Source organism: Nocardiopsis sp. NPDC006938, from assembly GCF_042869555.1.
Taxonomy (GTDB): domain Bacteria; phylum Actinomycetota; class Actinomycetes; order Streptosporangiales; family Streptosporangiaceae; genus Nocardiopsis.
Window position 1 is genome coordinate 22,192 of the sequence record NZ_JBIAGA010000002.1, and the last position, 26,767, is coordinate 48,958.

At 72.3% G+C, this 26,767-nt stretch carries 23 protein-coding genes; 8 read left to right on the forward strand and 15 right to left on the reverse strand.

Annotated features, from left to right (window positions below):
- Window positions 1-304: 304 nt before the first annotated feature.
- The 3 genes from ACFYL4_RS03010 (at window position 305) to ACFYL4_RS03020 (ending at window position 2,816) form a co-directional block, all read left to right on the forward strand.
- Window positions 305-1,687, forward strand: a complete 1,383-nt coding sequence (locus ACFYL4_RS03010; protein WP_357769112.1) for an NAD(P)H-quinone dehydrogenase — start codon at window positions 305-307, stop codon at window positions 1,685-1,687.
- A 104-nt stretch (window positions 1,688-1,791) separates the two neighbouring features.
- A complete protein-coding gene (locus ACFYL4_RS03015) occupies window positions 1,792-2,136 on the forward strand; it encodes a zf-TFIIB domain-containing protein (protein ID WP_357769110.1) in 345 nt (114 codons plus the stop codon).
- Window positions 2,137-2,153: 17 nt separating this feature from the next.
- On the forward strand, window positions 2,154-2,816 hold the full coding sequence (locus ACFYL4_RS03020) for an AAA family ATPase (protein ID WP_357769108.1): 663 nt from the start codon (window positions 2,154-2,156) through the stop codon (window positions 2,814-2,816).
- On the opposite strand, the gene ACFYL4_RS03025 is transcribed toward ACFYL4_RS03020, so the two are convergent.
- From ACFYL4_RS03025 to ACFYL4_RS03090, 14 genes are all read right to left on the reverse strand, one after another.
- Entirely contained in the window at window positions 2,803-3,870 is a 1,068-nt protein-coding gene (locus tag ACFYL4_RS03025; protein ID WP_357769106.1) for a hypothetical protein, read from the reverse strand. The genes ACFYL4_RS03020 and ACFYL4_RS03025 overlap by 14 nt on opposite strands.
- Complete coding sequence (locus ACFYL4_RS03030; RefSeq protein ID WP_387516022.1) at window positions 3,857-4,492, reverse strand: ATP-binding cassette domain-containing protein; 636 nt, start codon at window positions 4,490-4,492, stop codon at window positions 3,857-3,859. The genes ACFYL4_RS03025 and ACFYL4_RS03030 overlap by 14 nt, the downstream gene beginning before the upstream one ends.
- On the reverse strand, window positions 4,489-5,532 hold the full coding sequence (locus ACFYL4_RS03035; protein WP_387516024.1) for a peptidoglycan-binding protein: 1,044 nt from the start codon (window positions 5,530-5,532) through the stop codon (window positions 4,489-4,491). The genes ACFYL4_RS03030 and ACFYL4_RS03035 overlap by 4 nt, the downstream gene beginning before the upstream one ends.
- A 23-nt stretch (window positions 5,533-5,555) precedes the next feature.
- Window positions 5,556-5,930 (reverse strand): hypothetical protein, encoded by a 375-nt coding sequence (locus ACFYL4_RS03040; protein ID WP_357769100.1) that lies wholly within the window; start codon window positions 5,928-5,930, stop codon window positions 5,556-5,558.
- Between the two features lie 79 nt (window positions 5,931-6,009).
- The gene (locus ACFYL4_RS03045) at window positions 6,010-6,528 is read right to left on the reverse strand and encodes a hypothetical protein (RefSeq protein WP_387516027.1); all 519 of its coding nucleotides are present in this window, start codon (window positions 6,526-6,528) and stop codon (window positions 6,010-6,012) included.
- 250 nt (window positions 6,529-6,778) lie between these two features.
- Window positions 6,779-7,135, reverse strand: a complete 357-nt coding sequence (locus ACFYL4_RS03050; RefSeq protein WP_387516030.1) for a hypothetical protein — start codon at window positions 7,133-7,135, stop codon at window positions 6,779-6,781.
- Between the two features lie 247 nt (window positions 7,136-7,382).
- Window positions 7,383-10,310: an FtsX-like permease family protein gene (locus tag ACFYL4_RS03055; RefSeq protein WP_387516032.1), complete on the reverse strand. Its 2,928-nt coding sequence runs from the start codon at window positions 10,308-10,310 to the stop codon at window positions 7,383-7,385.
- 1 nt (window position 10,311) lies between these two features.
- Window positions 10,312-11,049: an ABC transporter ATP-binding protein gene (locus ACFYL4_RS03060; RefSeq protein ID WP_357769092.1), complete on the reverse strand. Its 738-nt coding sequence runs from the start codon at window positions 11,047-11,049 to the stop codon at window positions 10,312-10,314.
- Window positions 11,046-11,660 (reverse strand): PadR family transcriptional regulator, encoded by a 615-nt coding sequence (locus tag ACFYL4_RS03065; RefSeq protein WP_357769090.1) that lies wholly within the window; start codon window positions 11,658-11,660, stop codon window positions 11,046-11,048. The genes ACFYL4_RS03060 and ACFYL4_RS03065 overlap by 4 nt, the downstream gene beginning before the upstream one ends.
- 255 nt (window positions 11,661-11,915) lie before the next feature.
- Window positions 11,916-13,172, reverse strand: coding sequence for a chemotaxis protein CheA (locus ACFYL4_RS03070; RefSeq protein WP_387516596.1), 1,257 nt, complete (start codon window positions 13,170-13,172; stop codon window positions 11,916-11,918).
- Window positions 13,173-13,398: 226 nt separating this feature from the next.
- Entirely contained in the window at window positions 13,399-14,868 is a 1,470-nt protein-coding gene (locus ACFYL4_RS03075) for a dicarboxylate/amino acid:cation symporter (protein WP_387516035.1), read from the reverse strand.
- A 1,052-nt stretch (window positions 14,869-15,920) separates the two neighbouring features.
- Entirely contained in the window at window positions 15,921-17,681 is a 1,761-nt protein-coding gene (locus ACFYL4_RS03080; protein ID WP_387516037.1) for an acetyl/propionyl/methylcrotonyl-CoA carboxylase subunit alpha, read from the reverse strand.
- A 70-nt stretch (window positions 17,682-17,751) separates the two neighbouring features.
- A complete protein-coding gene (locus tag ACFYL4_RS03085; protein ID WP_387516039.1) occupies window positions 17,752-17,985 on the reverse strand; it encodes an acyl-CoA carboxylase subunit epsilon in 234 nt (77 codons plus the stop codon).
- On the reverse strand, window positions 17,982-19,592 hold the full coding sequence (locus ACFYL4_RS03090) for an acyl-CoA carboxylase subunit beta (RefSeq protein WP_387516041.1): 1,611 nt from the start codon (window positions 19,590-19,592) through the stop codon (window positions 17,982-17,984). Before ACFYL4_RS03090 ends, ACFYL4_RS03085 begins: the two co-directional genes overlap by 4 nt.
- 254 nt (window positions 19,593-19,846) lie before the next feature.
- Here ACFYL4_RS03090 and ACFYL4_RS03095 point away from each other — a divergent pair, with 254 nt between their 5' ends.
- The 5 genes from ACFYL4_RS03095 to ACFYL4_RS03115 are packed head-to-tail and all read left to right on the forward strand — an operon-like array spanning window position 19,847 to window position 25,541.
- Window positions 19,847-22,492 carry a phosphoenolpyruvate carboxylase gene (locus ACFYL4_RS03095; protein ID WP_387516043.1) on the forward strand — a complete coding sequence of 882 codons (2,646 nt, stop codon included), beginning with the start codon at window positions 19,847-19,849 and terminating at the stop codon, window positions 22,490-22,492.
- Window positions 22,493-22,504: 12 nt separating this feature from the next.
- The gene (locus tag ACFYL4_RS03100; RefSeq protein WP_357757873.1) at window positions 22,505-23,296 is read left to right on the forward strand and encodes a biotin--[acetyl-CoA-carboxylase] ligase; all 792 of its coding nucleotides are present in this window, start codon (window positions 22,505-22,507) and stop codon (window positions 23,294-23,296) included.
- Between the two features lie 21 nt (window positions 23,297-23,317).
- Window positions 23,318-23,821 carry a PH domain-containing protein gene (locus ACFYL4_RS03105; RefSeq protein WP_387516046.1) on the forward strand — a complete coding sequence of 168 codons (504 nt, stop codon included), beginning with the start codon at window positions 23,318-23,320 and terminating at the stop codon, window positions 23,819-23,821.
- A gap of 42 nt (window positions 23,822-23,863) precedes the next feature.
- Window positions 23,864-24,868, forward strand: coding sequence for an adenylate/guanylate cyclase domain-containing protein (locus tag ACFYL4_RS03110; RefSeq protein WP_387516048.1), 1,005 nt, complete (start codon window positions 23,864-23,866; stop codon window positions 24,866-24,868).
- 31 nt (window positions 24,869-24,899) lie between these two features.
- Window positions 24,900-25,541 (forward strand): MBL fold metallo-hydrolase, encoded by a 642-nt coding sequence (locus tag ACFYL4_RS03115; RefSeq protein WP_357757864.1) that lies wholly within the window; start codon window positions 24,900-24,902, stop codon window positions 25,539-25,541.
- Between the two features lie 27 nt (window positions 25,542-25,568).
- Here ACFYL4_RS03115 and ACFYL4_RS03120 read toward each other — a convergent pair whose 3' ends face one another.
- On the reverse strand, window positions 25,569-26,693 hold the full coding sequence (locus ACFYL4_RS03120) for a DNA alkylation repair protein (RefSeq protein ID WP_357757861.1): 1,125 nt from the start codon (window positions 26,691-26,693) through the stop codon (window positions 25,569-25,571).
- Window positions 26,694-26,767: the final 74 nt, after the last annotated feature.

Genomic DNA, 26,767 nt, shown 5'->3' on the forward strand with positions numbered 1-26,767 from the left:
TAGTCAGTTGATCCCGGACCGCAACGCTGGGTGGCCGTAGGGCGGAATGTACGTGTCACCGCCGGTGCGCCGGGCACCCCGGCCCACGTGTCCTTCGTCGCATTCTCGGAGCCCGGGAGGGGTCCCGACGGGCCCCGCACCCCGCCCGGCCACCCACTGACCGGGGGCGGCTGCGGTCATCGACACCCGGCATGGCGGACAATGGACGTAAGCGAGAGAACCAGGTGGTCGCCCCGCCGTGTCCCGACACCGCCCCGGACCGGGTACGGCAGGGCCGCACCGCCCATAGAGGGAGTGAAGCAGCGTGACGAAGGTCGTGATCATCGGTGGCGGGCCCGGGGGCTATGAGCCGGCGTTGGTCGCCGCGCAGTTGGGCGCGGACGTGACCGTGGTGGAGCGCGACGGGATCGGCGGCTCCTGCGTCCTCACCGACTGCGTCCCCTCCAAGAGCCTGATCGCCACGTCCACCCGCACCACGTACGTACGCGAGTCCGCCAGCCTGGGTATCCACATCCCGGAGACCGAGGACCACAAGGAGGCCGTCCGGGTCGACATCGACCAGATCAACGGGCGGATCAAGCGCCTGGCCCAGGCACAGTCCGACGACACCCGCGCCCGCCTGGTCAAGGAGGGCGTCGAGGTCGTCATCGGCGAGGCCCGACTGGTCGACCCGCACATCGTCGCCGTGGGGGAGCGCCGCATCCGCGCGGACGTCGTGCTCATCGCCACCGGCGCCCACCCCCGCGAACTGCCCACCGCCAAACCGGACGGCGAGCGCATCCTGACCTGGCGCCACCTCTACGACCTGGAGGAGCTCCCGGAGAAGCTCATCGTGGTCGGCTCCGGCGTCACCGGCGCCGAGTTCGCCAGCGCCTACCAGGCCCTGGGTTCGGACGTCACCCTGGTGTCCTCCCGTGAGCTCGTCATGCCCACGCAGGACTCCGACGCCGCGGAGGTGCTGGAGGAGGTGTTCATGCGGCGCGGCATGACGGTGCTCAGCCAGACCCGCGCCGAGTCGGTCGTGCGCACCGAGGACGGCGTCCGGGTGACCCTGTCCGACGGCCGCACCGTCGACGGCAGCCACTGCCTGATGACCGTCGGCATGATCCCCAACACCGAGGGCCTGGGCCTGGAGGAGGCCGGGGTCCGCCTCAACAAGGGCGGGTTCGTCGAGGTCGACCGGGTCTCCCGGACCACCGTGCCCGGCGTCTACGCGGCGGGCGACTGCACCGGCGTGAACATGCTGGCCTCCGTCGCCGCCATGCAGGGCCGCATCGCCATGTGGCACGCGCTCGGCGAGGCCGTGTCCCCGCTCCAGCTGTCCACCGTCGCCTCCACCGTGTTCACCCACCCCGAGCTGGCGGCGGTCGGCGCCAGCGAGGACGACGTGCGCAGCGGCCGGATCGACGGCCGCACGGTCACCCTGCCGCTAAACACCAACCCGCGCGCCAAGATGAACCAGGTCAAGGACGGCTTCGTCAAGCTCATCTGCCGTCAGCACACCGGGATCGTGCTCGGCGGCGTCATCGTCGGCCCGCGCGCCAGCGAGCTCATCCTCGGTGTGTCCATCGCCGTGCAGCAGCGCCTGACGGTCGACGACATCGCGCACACCTTCTCCGTGTACCCGTCGCTGTCGGGCAGCGTCACCGAGGCCGCCCGCTCCCTCATGCTGGCCTCCCCGGAGTAGAGGGCCCGGCCGCAGACCGGGCCGCCCGCCGTGTGGGTACGTGGGGCACACGGCGGGCCCGTCTCCTTACCCGTCCTTGACAGCGCCCGGAATACCGTTCCGGGGTGATCTGTCCGAAGTGCCAAAGCCAGATGCGTACCTACGACCGCCAGGGCGTCCACATCGACCGGTGTGACGGCTGCCAGGGGATCTTCCTGGACCGGGGCGAGCTGGAGCGCGTGGTCTCCGCCGAACAGCGCCACTACGGCGCCGTTCCGCCCGACCCGCAGGCGCCCCCGCCCCACCCCGGCCACCACCCCGGCCAGCGCCGCGCCTACCCCGACTCCCCGCGCGGCTACGGCGGCCACGGAGGCTACTCCGACTCGCCGCCCGCCTACCGGGGCTACAACGACTCGCCCCGCCCCTACCGGCGCCGCCGCAAGAGCTTCCTCGAACAGCTCTTCGACTGACCTCTGGAGTGAGGGCCGTGCACCCGCTCATCTGTACACACTGCGGGGAGTGGGACGGGCGACCGGACACGGGAGCGGGGGAGCACGTGCTCCGCTGCGCCTCGTGCGGGCTGACCCGCCCCTTCCTGCGGCTGCCGCTCCTGTGCGTCACGGGACCCAGCGGCACCGGGAAGTCCACCGTGGCGCGCGAACTCCTGGCGCGCCTGGCGGACCGCTTCGTGGTGCTCGAACAGGACCTGCTCTGGGTGGGCGGCCTGCGCGACCCCGCCGACGACCACCGCCTGTTCCGCTCGACCTGGCTGCGCACCGCCGCCATGGTGCAGCAGAGCGGGCGGCCCGTCGTGCTCTGCGGGACGGTGGCCCCGCCCGAACTGGAGCACCTGCCCGAACGCGCCCTCTTCTCGGGAACCCACTACCTGGCGCTCACCTGCGACCCGGACGTGCTCGCCGAACGCCTGCGCGGGCGCCCCGGGTGGCGCGGATGGGACGAGGCCCGCATCGCCGAGACCCTCGACCACCAGGACTGGCTCACCGCCGAGGCCGGGCGGCTGCTTCCGCCCGTCACCCTGCTCGACACCACCGCCACCGCGCCGCCCGAGACCGCCGAGGCGGTCCGGCGCTGGGCGGAGGGCGTCCACCCCGGCCCGGCCACCCCGGCGCCGTCCCTCAGCGGTCCTTGAAGTACCGGAACAGGTGCTCCTCACGCACCCGGCACACGGCCGCCACCGCCCCGGCCAGCGCCGCGGCCCCCGCCGCCACGGCCGTCGGGGCGCTCACCGCGAGGGTCTCCCAGGGGTCGGCCGGGTTGCCCAGCCGCACCGCGACCGCCAGGGCGCACCCCACCAGGAGCAGACCGGCGACCGCCCACAGCAGCGTCTCCAGGGAGGTCTGCACGAGCAGGGCCCGGCGCGACACCCCCACGTGCAGTGCCGACGCCAGCTCCAGGCGCCGTAGCCGCACCGCCGTGAACCCGAGCACGAACCCGACCAGCACGGCGGCGGGCGCGGCGAACCGCGTGGTCCGCTCCGCGAAGGCGGCCGCCCCGTCGAACCCGGCTCCCAACGTCGTGTTCAACTGGCCCACGTTGACCGACGCCGCCGGGTCCGCTCCCGTGCGCACCGCCCACATGAGCAGCTCGTCCGCGCGGTCCGTGGGCGGGCGGGTGTCGGCCCAGCACTCGGAGTAGGTCCCCTCCGCCCGTTCGGGCACCAGCACGGCGTAGCGCAGCCGCGAGTCGCGGCCGTCGTCGGGATAGGGGAACACCCCGGCCACCGTCATGGGTCCGGCGTCGGTACCGAACTCCTGGCCGGGCCCCACACCGAGGAGTTCGGCGGTGTACTCCGACACCCACACCCCGGCGGCCGACTCCGCGCGGGTCCCCAGCACCCCCGCCATGCCGGTCGTCACCTCGTACACCGGGACGGGGTTGTCGGGCATCACGGCGAGGGTCAGGGCGGTCCCCTCGGACAGGGCGCCCGACGCGCTGACACCCGGAACCCCGGCCAGGGCCTCGCACGGGACGCCGTCCACGGAGTCCTCGGTGGTGAGCACCCGCACGGAGGCCCCCGCCGCGACATAGGCGGCGGCGTCCCGGTGCAGGTCCACCACGGAGCGGGCGTCCGCCACGGCCAGGGCGCCCACCGCCGCCGCGAGCGCCAGGGCGTAGGGAGCGGCGCGGGCGGTCCCCGAGCGCACGTTGCGCCACACCTCCACTAGCAGGTCAGAGGGCCTCACCGCGCACCACCCCCAGAGCAGCGGAGTGCAGGTCGATGACGTCCGTGCACGCCGCACGCGTGTGCGGGTCGTGGGTGGCGATCACCACGATCGCGCCCGCCCCGGCGATCCCGCCCAGGGTCGCGTTGACCGTCTCGGCGGTGCGCGGGTCCAGCTGCGCGGTGGGCTCGTCCACCAACAGCAGGTCGGGCGCCGAAGACACCGCCCGGGAGAGCATCAGGCGCTGGGCCTCACCTCCCGACAGCTGGCGGAACGGCCGGTCGGCCACCTCGGTCAGGCGGAAGTCCGCCATCACCGCGCGAGCGCGCTCCTCGGCCTCGGCGCGCGCGGTCCCCCGGGCCAGGAGCGGCAGGACCACGTGGTCCAGCGCGGTGCGTCCCGGAACCCCGTGCGGATTCTGGAACACCCACCCCGTACGCTCCACACCCGTGGCGCGTACCTGCCCGCCGGTCGGCTCCACCCAGCCCGCGAGGATCGACAACAGGGTGGACTTGCCGCAGCCCGAGGGGCCGCACAGGCCGGTGATCCGCCCCGGCCGCAGCTCGAAGGAGAGGTCCTCGAAGAGCACCGGGTGGCCCGGGAAGGCGTGCGAGAGGCCGCTGACGACCACCGAGGCGCTCACACGCCCTCCCCGGGGCAGTCGGTGGCGCTCTGGGCGGGCCCCAGGTCCACCCGGTCCGGCAGGTCGCCGTCGGCGGCGGGTACCACCACCGCGCCGCCCAACGACGAGCCGACCACCCGCACCGCGTACAGGGTGCCGCCGGACTCCAGACAGCTCGCACCCTCGGCGGTCCCCACCAGGGAGCCCGGGGGAACGGTGAACGCGTCGACCGCCTCGGCCAGCTCCAGGGAACCGTTGACCGGCTCCTCCTCGCCCTGTTGGGCGCTCCGCACGGCGGGTGTGCCCGCCAGCTCGCGGAGGAACTCCGCGTCGTCGACGAGGCCGTCCTCGTCCACGGGGCCGGTCACTCCGGCAACGGTCAGCAACCGGTCGCCGGTGAGCGGCGACTCGGGCACCGACTCCAGCTGGGCGGACTCCAGCACACCGGGCACCTCGGCGTAGGCCCCGCCCGCGCTCACCGAGGAGCCCGGCTGGACGGCACAGGAGTCCACGGCCACCTCGGAGGACGGCATCCACACCACGTCCTCGCGGGACAGGCGGCCGTCCGGGTGGCGGACTCCGGCGTCCTTGAACAGCGAGCGCACCGCCCGAGCCGTCTGCCAGCCGTACACCCCGTCGACCGAGGTGGAGTAGCCCAGGCGGTCGAGCTCCTTCTGAAGGGCGCGCACGTCCGCTCCCCGGTGCCCCTGGCCCAGGTCCCGGTAGAGCGGCAGGGAGGTGGCCAGCCCGACGACCGGAGCGTCGTCCACCCGGGCCAGCACCGCGCCCGACTCCAGGGCGGCGCCGGGCACGCACGACGACGCCGTCACCGTGCCGCTCCGGCCGAAGGCCAGGTCGAGCGCGGGCGCCACGTTCAGGGCGACCCGCACGTTCCGCTCGTCGGTGAACGCCTCGGCCACCACCGGAGCGGAGTCCAGTTCGGTGGCCGAGGCCAGGTCGGAGGGCGGATCTGCCGGGCGCAGCAGGAAACCGGCGGTGCCGCCGGTGGTGAGCAGGAGCAGCGCCGCCAGCAGCGTGGTCCCACTGGGTCGGATCTTCACGGAGCGTCCTCGGTGGATCGGGGTCAGTTCTCGAACGCGAACTCGACGTCGCTGAGTGCCAGGCAGTCGGCGAACTCGGGGTGCTCGGGGTCGGCCTCGCCGCTCAGGAAGCCGCCGAAGAGGTCGGCCTCGAACGCGGCCGTCGTGTAGCCCTCCTCGGCGGCGCCCTTCTCGACCAGGCAGTCCACGGCGCTCTGGTAGGTCTCCAGCTCGGACTCGTCGCCCTCGGGTTCGCCCTCGGTGACGACGTCCTCCTCCACCGCGTCCTCCGCCGAGGCACCGGGCGACTCGTCGGCGGCGGGGTCGGCGTCGTCGCCGGAGGCGGTGCAGGCGGACAGGAGGAGGGTTCCGGTGGTCAGGAGCAGGGCGGCGAGGAGCGTCGGGTTCCGTTCGGGCATGGTGTCCACCTTCGGTGTCAGGGTGTTCTGGGTCGTGGGTTCGGGAGGGACGTTCGGATAGGGCTCGCGGGCGCGGGGGTCAGTCCGCGACGCTGATGTGGATACCGCCGGACTCCAGGCAGTCCTGGACCTCGGGGTCGGTGACGTCGAAGGGGCCGTCCTGGAAGTCGGAGTCGGAGGCCCGCTCCAGGTCCTCGTCGAAGCGCTCGGCGGTGTAGTCGGCGTCGACCACCCCGACACGCACCAGGCAGTCGGCGACGACCTCGGAGGGGTCGCGCCCGTCGGGGTTGTTGACCTGCATGTTGAACGCGGCCTCGATGCTGGCGATGGTGCCCTCGGCGCACTCGTTTCCCTGCTCGAAGTACGCCTCGGCGGCATCGTCGTCATCGGGGAGGTGCGCGGGCTCGCGCGCGTAGAGGCCGTTGGGCTGTTTGGTGTGCACCTCCTCCACACCGGCGCCCTCCATGCACTCGGCGTAGCGGCTGTGCGCCTCCTCGTAGTCCTGCTCGCTGATGCCGCCACTCTCCAGGGCGCGCTCGAACACGCCGCGCTCGAAGTCGTTCTCCGCGTCGTCGCGGAAGTCTTCGAAAACGTTCATGAGTGCCGCGTTCGCGGTGTCCTCGTCGTCGTTATCCGATGGTGTGCAACCGGATAGCAGAATGAACGAAAGGGACGCGAAAAAGACAGCGCGAAAGAAAGGTATGGGCGTCACTCTGGCTCCTTTCAGAAAAGGTGTATCATTGGTGTTCTGGTCGTCTTCGGGCGGCCGGTGGGGCGGGACCGAGCGAATTGCGCTCGCTCGGTCCCGCCTGTCATGCGGTGTGTGCCCTCATGGGCTGGTCAGTCCGTCAGCGGAGGATCTCCCAGCCGGCCTTGCGCGGCGTGGCGCCCTGCCCGCCCCGGGCCACGGCCTGGGAGCGCTGGGTCGCCCAGGCCGTCTGGACGTAGACCCTTCCGTGCTGGGCCCAGGAGCGGCCCTGCCTGCAGCTGGTGGTGACGGTGCCGCCGATGGAGCGGCTGGCGCTCAGCGAGGTGTAGCCGTAGCAGGAGGCGGCTCCGACCTCCCCGCTCGCGGGAGCGGTGCTGGCGGCCGCCGGGGCGACGGCGGTGAACCCGCCGCCGAGGACGAGCAGGGAGCTGAGGAGGAGCCCCGCCGCGCGCTTGGACGCCGTCGTCCGGGTGGGGGTCCCGTTCGTTTCGGACATGCCGTGCCTTTCTCTGAAAATGGTGCGTGGTTGGTCCTGCCATTCTTTTATACGAACTTCCTCTTGAGGGGGCAAGCGGGATTGTTCGGGGTCCGGCTCCGGGTATCGCTGTCAGTTACTCAAAGATTTGTGGAATGGGGTTTCGATGTGTGCTGAAAAGGGGTCGGGGCTGGGGTTCTTGGTCTCCGGTCGAAGGTCTATTCGAAGGGTGAATCGCTACCGTGTGTAGTGGGCTGGCCGTATGTGGTCACGCAGAGGGATCACGTCCTCGTACTCGGACACGCTTCGTGACCGGCGCCGTCGCCGCGCCCAGGACCACGGCCGCCGCGACCAGGCCGCCCAGCACACCCGACAGGAGGAGCCACGGGACCACCAGGGGCCACACCGGGTCGTGGAAGCCCGGTGCGAGGTTCTCACCGACCACCACGGCGGTACCGACCGCCAGCCCCGCCACCGACCCGGCCAGAACGCCGAGCACCGCGAGGACCCCGCTCCGGGCCGCGCCCAGGCGGCGGTCCGTCCGGGGGGAGGCGCCCACCACCAGGAGCGTCCGCCGCTCCGACCGGGCGTCCTCGGCGGCCAACCGGGTCGCCACCAGGCAGGCACCGACCGCCACGAGGGCGGCGAGCGCCAGCAGCGCGTGGGTCCGCCGGGTGCGCGGTGACGTGTACGGCTCCTCCACCGACAGGTCGGCAGCGGCGGCCTCGCGCACCGCGCTCCGGGCGCCCTCGACCGCCTCGGGGGAGGGGCGGCCCACGGCGGGCGCGACCAGCCCCACGGTCCGGACCTCCTGGCCGCGCTCGGCCGCGAGCGAGGGCGGGACGATCAGTCCGTACCCGGTGCCGGGCCACTCCACCGCGACGGCGTCCCGCACGAGCACGTCGGCGTCGGGGGCCGGGCCGGTCGGTTCTTCCGAGCTTTCCACGGCCGGGACTCCCTCCGCGTCGATCCCCCGATCGGCGTCCGGTCCTGGGTTCCCGGTGGAACCGCCGGGCACGTCCCCGCCGTCGTCCCCCGGGTCGGCGGTGTCCCCGACGACCGAGCCGCCGTCCTCGCCGCGCGACTCCCCGAAGGTCCACGTCCCCTCCCCGGGCGGAGCGATCTCCACGCGGGCCCCGCCGTCGGTCCACAGCCCCGCGTCACGGGTCACCACCACACGTCCGTCCGCCAGCGCGTCGGCCGCCCTCCGCGCGCCGGGCAGATCCAGGGCGCGCACCAGGGAGCCGTCGTCCACCAGCGCGTTGTCCCAGCCGCCGGTCGGCCACGACGTGCCCAGAGCGAGACCGAAGCCGTCCAACGCGCAGTTCGGTTCCCCCTGGAGCAGCCCCTCGGGCACCGGCTCCGTCCTCGTTCCCGGGGGCGGCGTCACCGCCCACTCCGGGCAGGGGCGGTGCGGGTCCGGCAACGGTCGCCACCGCCGGTCGGGAGCCAGCATCCGCACGGGGACGACCTCCTCGGCGCTCAGCTCCGCGCGCAGCGTGTCGGCCGCCGCGTCCACCCGCTCCGGGGCGGGTTCCTCCGATGCGTCGAAGCTCAGCAGGGCGGTGCCCACAGCGGCCCGGGGCGGGTGCGCCTCGACCTCCGCGGCCACCACCGAGGCTCCGGTCACCGCGACCGCGACCAGTGCGGCCACCGCCGTGGCGACCACCGTCACCGCCATTCCCGTACGCTCCCGGTGGCGTCCCGCCTCGCGCAGGGCCAACCGGGTGACGAGCGGCAACCGACCGGCGGGCCGGGCCGCCGACACCGCCAGCGCGGGGGCCAGCGGAACCAGGCCGAGCGAGGCGACCACCGCCCCCGGCACGTACAGGGAGGAAGCGGGGACGAGGAGGGCGGCCGCGGTCAGCGCGGCCCCCGACAGAAGGAACGGTGCCGCCCACCACACCCGGGTCCGCCGGGGCGGGGGTACCGGGCGCCCGGACAGCGCGGCCACCGGGTCCGCGCGGCCCGCGCGCACGGCGGGCGGTAGCGCGCTGGCCAGCGTCACGGCCACGCCCAGCAGCCAGAGCAGTGCGACGTCGCGCACCGGAAGCACCAGCTCGGGAAAGGTCACGTCGCCACGCGCCCGCGCCAGGGACGTGAACGCCCACACACCGCCCCAGCCCGCCGCGGCGCCCACGAGGCCCCCTGCGGAGGAGACCAGGAAGGCCTGGGCGAGCACGATCCGCCGGAGGGTCCGGGGGTCGCCTCCCTGGGCGGCCACCAGCGCCAGGTCGCGGGTGGCGCGCCGGGCCCGCACCGCTACCGCGGGCCCCACCACCAGGCCGGTCAGCAGGCACACCCCGGCCAGGGCGGAACCGAACACCCACGGGGACGGGGGGACGGACGCGGCGGGATCGGCGGGCAGCGCGACCTCCTCCGGGTCCGGCGGGTCGGCGATCACCGCGCGGCTCAGTACCGAGGAGCCGGTGGCGTTGATCTCCAGCACCGTCTCCCAGGTGACCGGGGCGTGCCCGGACACGAACCACACGGGCGAGGAGACCGGGGCGTCGAGCCGGTCGCCCTGGTCCGGCAGCCCGCCGGGGGCCAGAAGCAGGTCGGTGCGGTCACGGGCGGCGCGGTGGACCCCGGTCACGGTCACCGTGTGCTCGTCGCCACCGGCGTCGGTGAGCACCAGGCTGTCGCCGGGGGAGAGCCCCAGCCGCAGGGCCAGGTCCGCCCCGACCGAGGCCTCCCCTGGCTCCTCGGGCGGCACGCCCTCCTCCGAGACGAACATGCCCGCCAGCTCCGGGCCGCCCGTGTCGGTCTCCAACACGGTGAGGTCTTCGGCGGAGCGCCCGGCGGACTCAGCGTCGACCGTCGCCCGGACCGCGCCGAGCAGGGACGATCCCTCGGGCAGCAGGGAGAGCAACAGCACCTCGTACTCCCCGCGTGAGGGCGCGGACTCCCCGTCCCCCTCGCTGACCGCCCGCTCGCCCTCGGGCGACTGGAGGACCCGGCCGGGAACCACCCACTCCACCCGGGCCTGGGCCGCCTCGCCCATCAGCGTGGTGGCCCGTGACTCCGCCGAAGGCGAGGAGGAGCGCACCAGGGCGTCCCCGGCCACCGCGCCGCCCACCAGCAGTGCGAGCAGCAGGGCGAGGAGCAGGGAGGCGGTGCGGTGCCGGAGGAGGTCGCGCCGGGCCAGGCGCAGCGTGGCGAGCAGCGGGGAGAGGCGATCGCGCGAGGGGAGCACTTCAGCCGTCCCCCCGACCTGACAGGAGCGTGTCCGCGCCGAGACGGCTGCCGGTCGACACGCTGATCCGACCGTCCCTGAGGAACACGGTGCGGTCGGCCCAGGCGGCGTGGCGGGGGTCGTGGGTGACGATCAGCCCGGCGGCCCCGGCGCCCACCCTGCGCCGGAGCAGGGCCATCACGTGGTCGCCGGTGCGGGTGTCCAGCGCGCCGGTGGGCTCGTCGGCCAACAGCAGCCCGCGCGGCCCGACCAGGGCGCGCGCCAGGGCCACCCGCTGGCGTTCGCCCCCGGAGAGCTGGTCGGGAAAGAGGTCGGCGTGCCGCTCCAGGTCGACCTCGGCCAGGGACTCCCGGGCCCGCTCGCGGGCGGTGCGCTGCGGGAGGCCGTCGAGTTCCAGGGGCAGGGACACGTTCTCCGCAGCGGTCAGGGAGGGCAGGAGGTTGAAGTCCTGGAACACGTAGCCGATCCTGCGGCGGCGCAGCCGGGCCCGGTCCCGGGGGCCGAGGGGGCCCAGGTCCAGTTCCCCGACCGTGACGGTGCCGGTCGTGGGGGTGTCCAGGCCGCCCGCCAGGGCGAGCAGGGTGCTCTTGCCGGAGCCGGAGGGCCCGGTCACCGCGACCAGTTCGCCGGGGTGGACCTCCAGGTCGACGTCGGCCAGGGCGCGGACCCGGGTGGGCCCCTCGCCGTAGGTGCGGCCGACCCCGCGCAGGATCAGTTCGGCCGGTCCCGCCGGGCTCATCCCAGGGCCTCCCGCTCCGGTGCGGCGCCCCGGACCCCCTCGGCGGGGGCGGGGTGCTCACCGCGCTCGGCGGCCGCCCTGACCAGCCGGGCCTCGACGTGGTCCAGCCACTGCATCTCGGCCTGGGCGGAGAAGATGAGCGCGTCCAGGACCAGGTGCCACGCCAGGTCGTCGTCCGGCCGGTCGCCGGGCCGGTCCGTTCCGGGGTCGGGCGACTTCAGCCGGGTGTAGTCCTGGAGCCCGCGCAGGGTCTCGGCGCGTTGGGTGTCCAGGACGGCGCGGACGTCCACACCGGGGGTGGTGACCGCCAGGGCGAGCTTCAGGGCGAGTTCGTCGCGCGCGGGGGCGCCTCGCCCGACCGGGGCGTGCCACCAGGAGTCCACCTCGGCGCGGCCGGTGTCGGTGAGCTCGTAGCGCTCGGGGGCGTCGGGGTCGTCGTCGCGGGCGGGGGCGACCAGACCGTCGCGTTCCAGGCGCTGGAGCGTGGTGTAGGCCTGCCCGATGTTGAGCGGCCACGTACCGGCGGTGCGGTTCTCGAACTCGGCGCGCAGCTGGTAGCCGTGCTTGGGGCCGTGGGAGAGCAGGGCCAGGAACCCTTGGCGTACGGACATGGGAGCACCTCTACTTACGGAGTAACCATTCAGAGAGTAGTTACCCGGTAAGCAGTTGGCAACCCGCTGGCCTCATCCGGACACGAAACGTGAGAACCGCGGACGTGGTGCCGGGCGGATGCGGTGCCCGGGCGGACGCGAAGCGGGGGCGGACGTGGAGCGGGGGCGGACGTGGAGCGCGAGGGACGGAGACCGCACGCACGGAGGGCCCGGGCGATCCGCCCGGGCCCTCCACCGCGTCAGTGACGCGAACGGTCAGAAGTCGAAGCCGCCGAAGTCCCCGAAGTCGCCGCCGCCGTCGAAGTCACCCCCGCCGACGTCGCCTCCGTCGCCCATGTCCCCTCCGGCGTCCATCATGCCGCCGCCCATCATCGACCCCATCATGGAGCCCATCATCATGCCGGTGAACATGCCCATCATCATGTTCATGCCGAAGTAGCCGCCCGCGTAGGGCGAGTAGGCCGGACCGGCGTCGTAGTACGGACGGCGCTCCCCGTCGACCTCGACCATCCGCACGTCCGGCTGTCCGCCCGTGCGCACCGCCTGGGCACAGACCGAACACGCGGTGACCGACCGGGGCGAGCCGCCGGGCGGCGCCCACGTGACGTCCTCGCTGGAGGGGCCGTGCTGCGGGTTGAAGAAGCAGGGACCGCGCCGCTCCGGCACCGGGTCGCCGTTCATCCGCGCCCGGGTGGCCGTCATGTAGTAGCGGCCGTCCTCCAGCGCGCTGGTGACCTGCTTGACCTGCTCCGGCTCCTGGATGGTGTCGAGCAGTGCCTTGGCCTGGTCGTAGGAGTCCATGGCCCGTGAGTAGTCCGTGCGGGTCGCGTCGTCCACCTGGGACACGTCGATCTCCAGGCGGGCCACGTCCTCGCCGAGGCGTACGACGTCCTCGGTGGCCATCTGCCGGATCTCCTCCAGCTGCTTCGCCTTCTCGGCCTCGCGCTTCTTGCGGCTGTTGTACACGTACCAACCACCGGCCGCCACGACCAGCACGAGGATCGTGAGCAGGACCAGGCCGGAACCGCCGCCGCCACCGGCCGGGGCCTCGGCCGCGTTCTCGACGGAGTCGACCGCCCCGGGCACCGCGACCATGGCGTTGGTGGGACTGTCCGAGCCGTTCCCTGCGAGCGCGGCCTCCTTCACGGCCTGGGTGTCCTCCAGGTTCGGGGAGGTCACGAAGAAGTCGTTACTGCCGGCGAGGACGCCGTAGGCGCCGTCGCCGACCTCGGCCATGACGGGCTCCATGACCACGTTGGTCCCGGCCTCGGTCGTGGTCACCTCGCTCGACAGGACCACGTAGTAGACGGGGGTGTCCGCGTTCGCGGCGGCTGCCTCCAGAGCGGCCTCGTCGGCGCTGGGGAAGCCCTCGATGGACGGGTCGACGAACACCCCGTCCTTCTCCAGCTCCGCGACGATGTCCTGCGTCTGCGGGGGTTCGCTCGCGGTGTCGGCGGCGGCGGAACCCGCCCCGGCCGTCACCATCGCCGCCGCGAGCCCGGCGGTGAGCACTGTGGGTGTAACCAAGCGGCGCAACATGTCGATCCTCTCGCCTCCCTCACACACAGGGACGAACAGGGAACCCCCACAGTTCCCGAGGTCAGCCACCGTGTCCGGAGTCTCCCATCGTGGAGCCTCCGGGAGCCCGAACGCGGCGAGGCCCGCCGGGCGGAATCCAGCGGGCCTCGCGGTGACGCGGAGGAGGGTGGGGAGGGTAAGGGGGGTGGTGCGTGGTGCGTTAGGGCCGGGCAGCCGACTCCGCGAGGTCGGCGTCCGGCTTCTCCGGGATCGCGTCCTCCGAGGCGGCGGCGCGCTCGGCCTCCGCGCGCTCGGCGGCGATCGCGTCACCGGTCACGGTGCCCGGCAGGTCCTCCGGGACGAACCCGGTGGTACCGCGCGGGGCGTGGTAGCGGGCCACGTCGAGGATGCCCTCGCGCTTGGCGACGATCGCGGGGATGAGCGCCTGTCCGGCCACGTTCGTGGCGGTGCGGCCCATGTCCAGGATCGGGTCGACGGCCAGCAGCAGGCCCACGCCCTCCAGGGGCAGGCCCAGGGTGGACAGCGTGAGGGTCAGCATGACGGTCGCGCCGGTGGTGCCCGCCGTGGCGGCCGAACCGATCACCGAGACGAACACGATCAGCAGGTAGTCGGTGACGCCCAGGTCGAGACCGAAGAACTGGGCGACGAAGATCGCCGAGATCGCCGGGTAGATCGCGGCGCAGCCGTCCATCTTCGTGGTGGCGCCGAACGGCACCGCGAAGGCCGAGTAGTGGCGCGGAACGCCGAAGTTCTGCTCCGCGACCCGCTGCGTGACCGGCAGGGTGCCCAGCGAGGAGCGCGACACGAAACCGAGCTGCACGGCCGGCCACACACCGGTGAAGTACTTGACCGGAGAGAGGCCGTTGGCACGGGCGACCAGCGGGTACACGACGAACAGCACCAGGGCCAGGCCCAGGTAGATCGCGACCGTGAACTGGCCGAGAGCGCCGATGGTGGTCCAGCCGTAGCTGTACACGGCGTTGCCCAGCAGACCCACGGTGCCGATCGGGGCGAGGCGGATGATCCACCACAGGGCCTTGAGCACGACCTCCAGGGTGGAGGAGGTGAACGCGATGAAGGGCTCGGCGGCCTTGCCGACCTTCACGGCGGCGATGCCCAGGACCACCGCGATCACGATCAGCTGGAGCACGTTGAACGACAGCGACGTGCTCAGCGAACCGTCGTCCGCCGCGGAGGTGCTCGCGGCCAGGCCCAGGAAGTTGGCCGGGACGATGCTCTCGATGAAGGCCAGCCAGGAACCGTTCGTGGACGGCTCGGCGGCGGTGGAGGCGTCCACGGCGCTGTTCAGGCCCGGGCGCAACGTCAGGCCGATCACGATCGCGATGGCCACCGAGACCAGCGCGGTGATCGCGAACCAGAGCAGGGTCTTCCACGCCAGCCGCGCGGCGTTGGACACGTTGCGCAGGTTGGCGATGGAGGAGATGACGGCGAGGACGATCAGCGGCGGGACGATCGTGCGCAGCAGGGCCACGAACGTCGAGCCGACGGTCTGGAGGGTGACGGCCAGCCAGTTCGGCTCGCCGTCGCCGACGGGGCCGATCTGCACCGCGACGACACCGAGCACGATGCCGAGGACGACACCGGCGAACACCTGGAGGGCGAAGGGAAAACGCAGCTTACGTCTGGGAACTGTGGTCTGCTCAGACACGGAAGGATGACTCCATGGGTGGGTGGCCGGGCACGCGCGTTCGACGTCACGGGTCGGCGAGGCGGGCCGCGGGGCTCGGCACAGGGGATGGGTGGGGCATCACCGGAAGGGGTGACCTGGAGATCACCGGAATGGTGACCGCGGAAGATCACCGGAAGGGTGACCTGGGAAGGGTGAGCGGCGCGCTGCCCGGCGGAAGGCGCGGGCTGCCCGGCGGATGGCACGGGCGCGCGTGGACCTAGCTACACGCGTGGCTGCTGAAGCGGCACAGGTCGATGTGCCACCTTCGCGTCAGTCCCCAGATGTTCGTCACAGTCGAGAACACTAACCCGGATCTCTTACCTTTTCCATACACAAGCGGACGAACTTCCCCACACGGTGGTGGTGAGCGGCCGCAAGCCCTTGCGGGGCTGGATCTTCCCGGCAGGGGACGCGACGAGGATCACGCCGGTGGGGGAGAGGGAGAGGGAGAGGGAGGGGGAGAGGGAGGGGGTGGGGGTGTTGGGGGGTGGGGCGTGGGGGTGTGGGTGGGGGTGGAGGGCTGAGGGGGGATGTCGTGTGGGGTCTGTGGTTGGTGTTTGTGGGACCCTCTACGGCCAACCCGCTTATCCCTTTGGGCCGGTAGGTCCTGTGCCGCTTACTGCGTACCCCTTGTGTGCTGAGGACTCCATTCAGGGCGGGGTGTGCGCATGGTGCTCTGCCCGGACCGCACTTGGCGGATGTGCTCTCGTGTGACACGACTGGCAGGAAAGGGCCAAGCACGGCACCGGGCCACCCCCCCAGGACGACTGATGTGTTCGAGAGATGCGTGTCCCCCGGACTGGTAAAAACCCCCGCCGTCCGGGCGCCGCCTGCCGCTCTACGGCCAACCCGCTCTCCCTGGGAATGTGCGTACCCGCAGGTTTGTACCCCGCTGTGTCCGGGGTGCGTTGCGCCGTGCGGCTTACTACCGCACGTGACTGAGGTTCAAAACCCCTGGGGTTGAGGGGGGAACCTCGCCTTTGGCTGTATCCTGCCGCGCCTCTGTGCCTTGGCACAGAGGCGCGGCAGGTTCAGGCGTCCTTGATGTCGCAGACCACGGCGCCGTTGCCGACGGTCTCGCCGGGGGTGACCTTGAGGCCGGTCACGACCCCGGCTCGGTGGGCGGTCAGCGGCTGCTCCATCTTCATGGCCTCGATGACCACCACGGTCTCTCCCTCGGCGACGCGCTGGCCCTCTTGGGCCACGATCTTGACCACGGTGCCCTGCATCGGTGAGACCAGCGAGTCGCCGTCGGGAACGGCGGTCGTGCCGGCGCCACGGGAGGCGCGCCTGCGCCTCCCGCCGTCGTTCCCTGCGGCGGCGACCGTTCCCAGTGAGGCGGGCAGGACGACGTCGAGACGCCTGCCGCCGACCTCCACGGTCACGGTCTCCCGCTCGGGCGCGTCGGCGGTGCCGGGCTCACCCGACCACGGTTCGATGCTGTTCTCGAACTCGGTCTCGATCCACCGCGTGTACACGCCGAACGGCTGGTCGGGGTCGGCGGGGGCGAAGGCAGGGTCGGTGACGACGGCCTGGTGGAAGGGGATGACCGTGGGCATCCCGCCGACCGTGAACTCGGCGAGCGCCCGCCGGGAGCGCTGGAGCGCCTCGGTGCGGGTGCGGCCGGTGACGATCAGCTTCGCGACCATGGAGTCGAAGGCCTGCGGCACGGTGAACCCGGCCTCGCAGCCGGTGTCGACGCGCACACCGGGCCCGCCGGGCAGGTCCAGGGCGGTGATGGTGCCGGGCGCGGGCATGAAGCCTTGGCCCGGGTCCTCGGCGTTGATCCGGAACTCGAAGGAGTGCCCGCGCACCTGGGGGTCGTCGTAACCGAGCTCCTCGCCGTCGGCGACGCGGAACATCTCGCGGACGAGGTCGATGCCGGTGACCTCCTCGGTGACCGGGTGCTCGACCTGGAGCCGGGTGTTGACCTCGAGGAAGGAGATGGTGCCGTCCACGCCCACGAGGAACTCACAGGTGCCCGCGCCCACGTACCCGGCCTCCCGCAGGATGGCCTTGGAGGCGGAGTACAGGCGGTCCGTCTGGTCCGGGGACAGGAACGGGGCGGGCGCCTCCTCCACCAGCTTCTGGTGGCGGCGCTGGAGGGAGCAGTCACGCGTGGACACGACCACGACGTTGCCGTGGGTGTCGGCCAGGCACTGGGTCTCCACGTGGCGCGGCTTGTCGAGGTAGCGCTCCACGAAGCACTCGCCGCGACCGAACGCGGTCACCGCCTCGCGCACCGCCGACTCGTAGGCGTCGGCGACCTCGTCCAGGGTGTACGCCACCTTCAGACCGCGCCCGCCGCCGCCGAAGGCGGCCTTGATGGCGATCGGCAGCCCGTGCTCCTCGGCGAAGGCCACGACCTCGTCGGCGGACTCCACCGGATCGGGGGTGCCCGCGACGAGCGGGGCGCCGACCTTCTGTGCGATGTGGCGGGCCTGCACCTTGTCGCCGAGCGCGGTGATCGCGGACGGCGGCGGGCCGATCCAGGTCAGCCCGGCATCGATCACGGCCTGGGCGAAGTCGGCGTTCTCCGCCAGGAACCCGTAGCCGGGGTGGACGGCGTCCGCGCCGGTGGCGGCGGCGACGGCCAGGAGCTTGCCGATGTCCAGGTAGGAGTCGGCGGGGGTGGAACCGCCCAGGCTGTGCGCCTCGTCGGCGACCTTGACGTGCAGGGCGTCCAGGTCGGGTTCGGCGTAGACGGCCACGCTGGCGATGCCGGAGTCGCGGCAGGCGCGGGCGATCCGCACGGCGATCTCGCCTCGGTTGGCGATCAGAACTTTACGCACGGTGGAAATCCTCCAGATGGAGCACGGAGCGGGTCACACGCCGACCGCTCGGGGATGGGCACGACGGCGGTCACCTGGTGCTGAGGCGCCACGCGCCGGGGCCGGGGCGCAGCGGGGCGCGCACGCCGCGCGCGCGGTCCCGCCAGCCGGAGACGGGCCGCTCGGGCACGGTCGCCCCGGCGGAGGCGCGGGCCGCCGCCGCGCGGGCGGCGAGCACGGCGGTGAGGGCGGCGAGTTCCTCGTCGGTGGGCTCGCCGCGCACGACGACCAGGTGGGACGGGATCGGCTTCTCGCGGGCGCTCACAGCGGGATGTTCCCGTGCTTCTTGGGCGGCAGCTGTTTGCGCTTGTTGCGCAGGGCCCGCAGCGCCTTGGTGACCTGGACGCGGGTCTCGGAGGGCAGGATGACCCCGTCCACGTAGCCGCGTTCGGCCGCCGAGTACGGGTTGAGCAGGGTGTCCTCGTACTCGCCGACCAGCCGGGCCCGCTCGGACTCGACGTCGTCGGCGGCTGCCAGGGTGCGGCGGTGCAGGATGTTGACCGCCCCCTGCGCGCCCATGACGGCGATCTGCGCGGTGGGCCAGGCGAGGTTGACGTCGGCGCCCAGGTGCTTGGAGCCCATCACGTCGTAGGCGCCGCCGAAGGCCTTGCGGGTGATGACGGTGATCAGCGGCACGGTGGCCTCGGCGTAGGCGTACAGCAGTTTCGCGCCCCGGCGGATGATGCCGTCCCACTCCTGGTCGGTGCCGGGCAGGAAGCCGGGGACGTCGACGAAGGTGAGGACGGGGACGTTGAACGCGTCGCAGGTGCGCACGAAGCGCGCCGCCTTCTCTGAGGCGTCGATGTCCAGGCAGCCCGCGAAGCTCATGGGCTGGTTGGCGACGATACCCACGGACTGGCCGTCGACCCGTCCGAAGCCCACCACGATGTTGGTGGCGAACTGGGAGTGGACCTCCAGGAAGTCGCCGTCGTCCAGGACGGACTCGATGACCCGCCGCATGTCGTAGGGCTGGTTGGCGGAGTCCGGGACGAAGGCGTCCAGGGCGAGGTCGGTCTCGGTGAGCTCGTCTCCGGGGTCGTCCTCGGGAGCCAGGCGGGGCGCCTCTTCGAGGTTGTTGTCCGGCAGGTGCGACAGCAGCGACCGGACGTAGTCGATGGCGTCGTGCTCGTCGGCGCCCCGGTAGTGGGCCACCCCCGACTTGGTGGAGTGCGCGGTGGCGCCGCCGAGCTCCTCCATGGAGACGTCCTCGCCGGTGACGGTCTTGATGACGTCGGGACCGGTGATGAACATCTGGGAGGTCTCGTCGACCATGACCACGAAGTCCGTGAGGGCGGGGGAGTAGACGTGCCCGCCCGCGGTGGCGCCCATGATCAGGGAGATCTGCGGGACGACCCCGGAGGCGTGGGTGTTGCGCTTGAAGATCTCGGCGTACAGGCCGAGCGCCACCACGCCCTCCTGGATGCGGGCCCCGCCGCCCTCGTTGATGCCGACGACCGGGCAGCCGTTGGTGAGGGCGTGGTCCAGGACCTTGCAGATCTTCTCGCCGTAGACCTCGCCCAGCGATCCGCCGAAGACGGTGACGTCCTGGCTGAAGATCGCGACGGGGCGGCCGTCGACGGTGCCGTGGCCGGTGACCACACCGTCCCCGTAGGGGCGGTTGGCGTCGAGGCCGAAGTTGGTGGAGCGGTGCCGGGCCAGCGCGTCGAACTCGACGAAGGAGCCGGGGTCGACGAGGGCGTCGATCCGCTCGCGTGCGGTCATCTTGCCTTTGGCGTGCTGCTTCTCGACAGCGCGCTCGGACCCGGCGTGCACGGCTTCGTACCTGCGCCGTCGCAGGTCGGCAAGCTTGCCCGCGGTCGTGTGGATGTCGATCTCAGCCGCGGACAGCGGTTCAGGGGCTTCGGTGGCCATAACAGCCCAGGTTAGCTCCGGGGGTCTGGTTCGCCGTCACTCGGCCCGGGTTACTCGTCAGTAAGAGTGGTCCCCGGGGGCTCCGGTGTCGAGGAGCGGAGCCCGGTGTCCGCGGGGCGTAAAAGCCGCCCGGAAAAGCGTGAGTAATTGTGAATTGCGCAGTTATCGGAACACTGATTAACGCCTGGGCAAAACCCCGAAAAGCCGACCCCCGAGCACGGGTCGCCGGGGCTGATCTCTGTAGGGTCGGCCCTATGACAGCGGTTAGCGCAGAACGCGACAGTGCCCGCCAGGAAGTCCCCGAACAGCTCAGGAATGACGTCAAGCTGCTCGGCGAGATGCTCGGAACGGTCCTCGCCGAAAGCGGCGGCGCGGACCTGCTCGCCGATGTCGAGAAACTCCGACACGCCGTGATCGGGGCCCGCGACGGCACCGTCACCACCGACGAGATCACCCGGATCGTCGCCGCCTGGCCGCTGGAGCGCGCCAAGCAGGTCGCCCGTGCCTTCACCGTCTACTTCCACCTCGCCAACCTCGCCGAGGAACACCAGCGCATGCGCGCCCTGCGCGCCCGCGACGACGCCGCCAACCCGCCCCGCGAGTCCCTGGCCGCCGCCGTGCGCGCCATCCGCGAGAGCGAGGGCGGCGAGGAGCGCCTCACCGAGCTGGTCGAGGGCATGGAGTTCCACCCGGTCCTCACCGCCCACCCCACCGAGGCCCGGCGCCGCGCCGTCTCCACCTCCATCCTGCGCGTCAGCTCCCAGCTGGAGGCCTGGCACGCCGCCCACGAGGGCAGCGGCGCCGCCGCCGAGGCGCACCGCCGACTCCTGGAGGAGATCGACCTCCTGTGGCGCACCTCCCAGCTGCGCTACACCAAGCTCGACCCGTTGGACGAGGTGCGCACGGCCCTGGCCGCCTTCGACGAGACGATCTTCGCGATCGTCCCGCAGGTGTACCGCACCCTGGACACCGCCATCGACCCCGAGGGCACCGGCACCCGGCCGCCCCGCGCCACACCCTTCGTGCGGTACGGCAGCTGGATCGGCGGAGACCGGGACGGCAACCCCTTCGTCACCCACGAGGTGACCCGCGAGGCCATGAGCATCCAGTCCGAGCACGTCCTGCGCGGCCTGGAGACCGCCTGCGGCCGGATCGCCCGCTCCCTCACCGTCTACTCCAACCTCACCCCCGCCGGCCCCGTGCTCCTGGACACGCTCGCCGAGGCCCGGGCCGGGCAGCCCGCGCTCATGGGCGAGATCAGCCAGCGCTCGCCCAACGAGCCCCACCGCCAGCTCCTCCTGCTGGCCACCGCGCGGCTGCGCGCCACCCGCGAACGCGACGCCGACCTCGCCTACGCGGACCCCGGGGAGTTCCTCGCCGACCTGCGCCTGGTCCAGGACTCCCTCGCCGCCGCCGGTGCGGCGCGCCAGGCCTACGGCGAACTCCAGCACCTGGTCTGGCAGGCCGAGACGTTCGGCTTCCACCTGGCAGAGCTGGAGATCCGCCAGCACAGCGAGGTCCACGCGGCCGCCCTCAAGGAGATCGAGTCCGGCGGTCCCCTCTCCGAGCGCACCGAGGAGGTCCTCGACACCATCCGGACCATCTCCTGGATTCAGGAGCGGTTCGGGGTGGAGGCCTGCCGCCGCTACATCGTGAGCTTCACCCGCTCCGCCGAGGACGTCGAGGCCGTCCACAAGCTCGCCACGCACGCCCTGCCGCCCAAGCGCGTACCGGTCCTGGACGTCATCCCGCTCTTCGAGACCGGTGCCGACCTGGAGGCCTCGCCCCGCGTGCTCGCCGGGATGCTCGACCTCCCGCCCGTGCGCCGCCGACTGGCCGACAACGACCGCCGCCTGGAGGTGATGCTCGGCTACAGCGACTCCGCCAAGGACGTGGGGCCGGTCAGCGCCACCCTGCGCTTGTACGACGCCCAGGCGCGGTTGTCCGCGTGGGCCCGGGAGCACGACATCCGCCTCACCCTGTTCCACGGTCGGGGCGGCTCCCTCGGCCGGGGAGGCGGCCCGGCCAGCCGCGCCCTGCTCGCGCAGGCGCCCGGCTCCGTCGACGGCCGGTTCAAGGTCACCGAGCAGGGGGAGGTCATCTTCGCCCGCTACGGCCAGGCCGCGATCGGCCGCCGCCACATCGAACAGGTCGGCCACGCCGTCCTCATGGCCTCCACCGACGCCGTCCAGGAGCACGAGCGCGAGGCCGCCGAGCGCTACCGGCACCACGCCGACGCCGTCGCGGCCGCCGCCCAGGAGGCCTACCTCGCCCTCATCAACACCGACGACTTCGCGGTCTGGTTCTCGCGGGTCAGCCCGCTGGAGGAGCTCGGCGAACTCCGTCTGGGCTCCCGCCCCTCCCGGCGGGGCGCCGCCAAGGGCCTGGGCGACCTCAGGGCGATCCCGTGGGTGTTCGCGTGGACCCAGACCCGGGTGAACCTGCCCGGCTGGTACGGCCTCGGCACCGGCCTGGCCGCCGTCGCCGACCTGCCCGTGCTCCAGTTGGCCTACCGTGAGTGGCCCATGTTCGGTTCACTGCTGGACAACGCCGAGATGAGCCTGGCCAAGACCGACCGGACCATCGCCGAGCGCTACCTCGCTCTGGGCGGCCGGCCCGAGCTCAGCGAGACCGTCCTGCGGGAGTACGACCTCACCCGCGAACTCGTCCTGCGGGTGACCGGCCACGAACGCCTCCTGGAGAACCGCGCGGTCCTGTCGCGTGCCGTGGACCTGCGCAACCCCTACGTGGACGCGCTCAGCCACCTCCAGCTCCGCGCCCTGGAGGCGCTGCGCGGCGAGGAGGCCGACTCCCTGTCGGAGGAGGACGGCGAGCACCTGGAACGGCTGCTCCTGCTGTCCGTGAACGGTGTGGCCGCGGGGCTCCAGAACACCGGCTGATGTAATGGTGCGATGACCCGAGACGACGACATCCCGCCCCTGGGCCCGGACCTGCGGCCCGGGGGCCTCTGGCAGCGGGTCGAGGTGCTCCCCGAGGCCGGTTCCACCAACACCGAGCTGGTCGCCCGCTCCAGAGAGGGGGCTCCCGAGGGAAGCGTGCTGGTCACCGAGCACCAGACCGCGGGGAAGGGGAGGCTGGGGCGCGGCTTCACCACGCCGCCCCGCGTCGCCCTGACCTTCTCGGTGCTCACCCGGCCCGACGTGCCGGGCGGGCAGCTCGGCTGGGTGCCGCCCCTCATGGGCGTGGCCGCCGTGGCCGCCGTCCGGGCCACCACCGGCCTGGAGGCCCGGCTCAAGTGGCCCAACGACCTCCTCGTGGGGGAGGGCAAGCTCGCCGGAATCCTCGCGGAGGCCGACTTCTCCGACCCCGAGCACCCGGGCGTCGTGGTGGGCATGGGGCTGAACGTCTCCCAGAGCGCCGACGAACTCCCCGTCGAGACCGCCACCTCGCTGCGGGCCCACTCCAGCGAGGTGCCCCGGGAGACCCTGCTCCTGGCCGTCCTGGAGGAGTTCGGGCGGCGCTACACCGCGTGGACGCGCCACCGGGGCGACGCCGAGGCCAGCGGCCTCGCCGACGAGTACCGGGGAGTGTGCGTCACCCTGGGCCGCGCGGTCCGTGTGCACCTGCCCGGGGGGACGTTCCTCGACGGCACCGCCACCGGGGTCGACTCCCAGGGAAGGCTCCTCGTCGCCGACCGGGCCCTGAGCGCCGGGGATGTCGTGCACGTCCGGCCTGGCGTGTGATCGTGTGCCATTATCACTTTCATGGCTATCGCGGACCGTTATCTCTCCGATGACGAAGAACTCGTCTACGTCGCTCGGCAGCACTGGACCCTCCTCGCCGGGGAGTTCGTCGCGCTCCTCCTCATCGTCGGAGTCGTCGGCACGGCCCTGTTCTTCATCCCCTGGAACGAGGACTGGAGCCTGATCGCCGCCGGCGTGGTCGTCGCGGTCGGTGTCGTCGCGGCCCTCGCCTTCTGGTTCGTCCCCATGCTCAAGTGGGCGACCACCGTCTACATCCTCACCAACCGGCGCCTCATGATGCGGGACGGCATCATCTCCAAGCAGGGCCGGGACATGCCGCTCACCAGGGTCAACGACGTCTCCTTCAGTATCTCCCTGTGGGAACGGATCATGCGGTACGGAACGTTGTCCATCCAGTCGGCGTCCGAGCAGGAGGGCATGGTCCTCCAGCGCGTGCCCCGGCCCCAGTGGTTCCAGGCGGAGATCTACCGCCAGGTCAACGCGGCCCAGAGGCCGACCGGGTGACGCGTAAGCTGGAGACGCACCCCACACCGTGAAAGAGAACGTATGCCGTCGCGTCCTGATCCGAAAGCGATCGAGTCCGTCCTGCTCGGCGGAGAGGCGGTCTACACCAGGGAGCAGGCGGTCGAGCTCGCCGGTGCCGACCCCGAACTGGCCGGGCGCGTCTGGCGCGCCCTGGGCTTCCCCACCCTGGACGACGACTCGGCCATCTTCGCCGAGAGCGACGTCGAGGCGTTGCGCATCACCCACTCCCTCCTGGAGGAGGGGCTGCTCGACGAGGAGGGCGTGGTCCGCTTCGCCCGCGCCATGGGGCAGACCATGGCCCGGCTGGCCGACTGGCAGACCAGCATCCTGAGCACCCTCGTCTTCCAGAACGAGGAGTCGCCCAGCCCCCTGATGAACCAGGTCAAGGAACTGCTCCCCGACGTGGAGCGCCTCCTCCTGCACATCTGGCGGCGCCAGCTCGCGGCCTCCACGGCCCGCACCCTGGCGGTGATGTCCAACAACAACGACATCGTCCCGAACTACTACCCGCTGATCGTGGGCTTCGCCGACCTGGTCTCCTTCACCACGTTGAGCCGCGAACTCGACGAGATGGAACTCGCCGGGGTCGTGGAGGGCTTCGAGGCCACCGCAGCCGACATCGTGGCCTCCGGCGGCGGACGCGTCGTCAAGACCCTCGGCGACGAGGTGCTCTACGTCGCCGACTCCCCGCTCCAGGCGGCGGACATCGCCCTGCGCCTGGCCTCCGGGGTGAAGACCCACGTGGAGGTGCCCGACGTCCGTGTCGGCGTGGCCTACGGGCCGGTCCTCACCCTGCACGGGGACGTCTTCGGCACCACCGTGAACCGGTCCAGCAGACTCACGTCCTTCGCCCGCCCCGGCACCGTCCTCATCGACGAGGCCCTGGCGGAGAGCCTGGCCGACGAGGAGGGGCTCCAGGTGGTGCAGGTCCGTGCGCGACACGCCCACGGGCTCGGACTCATCCAGCCCTACGCGCTGCGTCGCGACTTCGACCAACAACGTGTGCCGACCGACGGAGAAGGATAGGCTCGAAGCTCCAACGTCAGGTGGTGAGCCAGTGAGTCCGTCCCCCGTCCAGCAGGTCCAGCGACTGCGTACCTCCGGAGTCTTCAGCGTCGAGGGCGCGGAGTCCGACGTCGAGAACAACGTGTGGATCGTCGGCAACGACGACAGCGCGGTCGTGATCGACGCCGCGCACGACCACGAGCGCATCGCCCGGGGGCTGGGCGACCGCGAGCTCATGGCGATCGTGTGCACCCACGGGCACGCGGACCACGTCAACGCCGCGGTGGCCCTGGCCGACCTCACGGACTGCCCGATCCTGCTCCACCCGGACGACTCCGAACTGTGGCACCAGGTGCACCCCTACCGTGAGCCCGACGCCCCTCTGCTGCACGGCGAGGTCCTGCGCGCCGGCGACGTGGAACTGCACGTCCTGCACACCCCGGGCCACACCCCGGGCGGCGTCTGCCTGTACTCCCCCGAACTCGGCGTGGTCTTCGGCGGCGACACGCTGTTCCCCGACGGGCCCGGGGCGACCGGCCAGCCGTCCTCGGACTTCCCCACGATCATCGGTTCGATCCGGGACCACCTCGTGACCCTGCCGGGTGACACGGTCGTCCACCCGGGCCACGGGGAGTCCACCACCGTCGCTGAGGTCGCCACCCGCCTGGAGGAGTGGACCGCCCGGGGCTTCTGACCCGCCCCCGGGGAGCCCCGCCGCCCCTCAGAGCCGCAGGTCGAACTCGGCCCTCGCCTTGACGAGGCCGTTGACCTGGATCTCCACCAGGTGCGTCCCCGCGTGGTAGGTCCGGGTCGTGACGGGGCGCACCGGGTGCCTCTTCTCCAGGGTCCGCCTCTCACCGGCGCCCAGTTCCAGGGTCGTCCACTTGAACACCTTGGGGCCGCGCTCCCCGTTGGCGCGCACGTGGTGCACCACGTAGTCCACGATCACCGTGTGCGGTCGGCCGTCCCCGTTCTCCAGGTCCACCCGTACCTCCAGCACACCGCCCAGCTCCAGCGCCGTGGGAGAGAGCACCAGCCCCGTCGCCGTCACCCGCGCGCCACCGGTCGCCCCCAACAGGGCCAGCGCCCGTTGGTCCCCCCGCTTCACCAGGGTGCGCAGGGCGTGCCGCACGGTCCACGCGGTCTCCGGGGTCGGGCTCTCGCGGGTCCACCGCTCCACCACGTCAAGGACCAGCCCGGGGTGTTCCCGCGACACGTCGTTCAGGTTGTTGGCGACCGAGGTGCGCACGAACTTCGACGGGTCCGACCTCAGGGCCTCCAACACCGCCAGCACCGGGGACGGGTCCTCGACGAACCCGGTCAGCCTGCGCGCCCAGGGCAGCCGGGGCCTGATCCCCTCGCTGGCGAACCGGCGCACGTTCGGGTCCGGGTCGAGCGCGCAGCGGCGCATGAGCTCCATGGTGGCGTCGTAGTGCCGGAGCACGTACGGGCGCACGGCGAACTCGCTCGTGTGACGCTTGGTGATCTCCACCAGCGCCGGGAGCGAGGCATCGGGGTGCTCCAGCCCGTACTCCTCGACGAAGCGGGCCACCGGCATCAGGTGGAAGCCCTCGTTGAACATGCCCGCCCCCTCGCCGAGGACCTCCTCGTCGAGGGAGGCCACCAGTACCCCGACGGCCTTCGGATAGTCGTCGGGCAGACGGTCGCGCAGTCCCCGGGCCATGACCAGCACACGGTCCTTGAGCTCCAACGGCGGGACCAGGCTCTCGACCTCCGCCGCGTAGTCGTCGACGTCGAAGCCGGGGTACACCCGCCGGACCGACGCGCCGAGGACCCGCGCGCTCGCGCCGTCGAGGTGGTGCTTGAGGCTGTACTCCCCGGCCATGGCACGTCCTTCGCCCGCACCCCGATCCGGTCGCCGCCCGCCCGGCCGGGGCTCGGGGAGGGGCTGCACCGGCG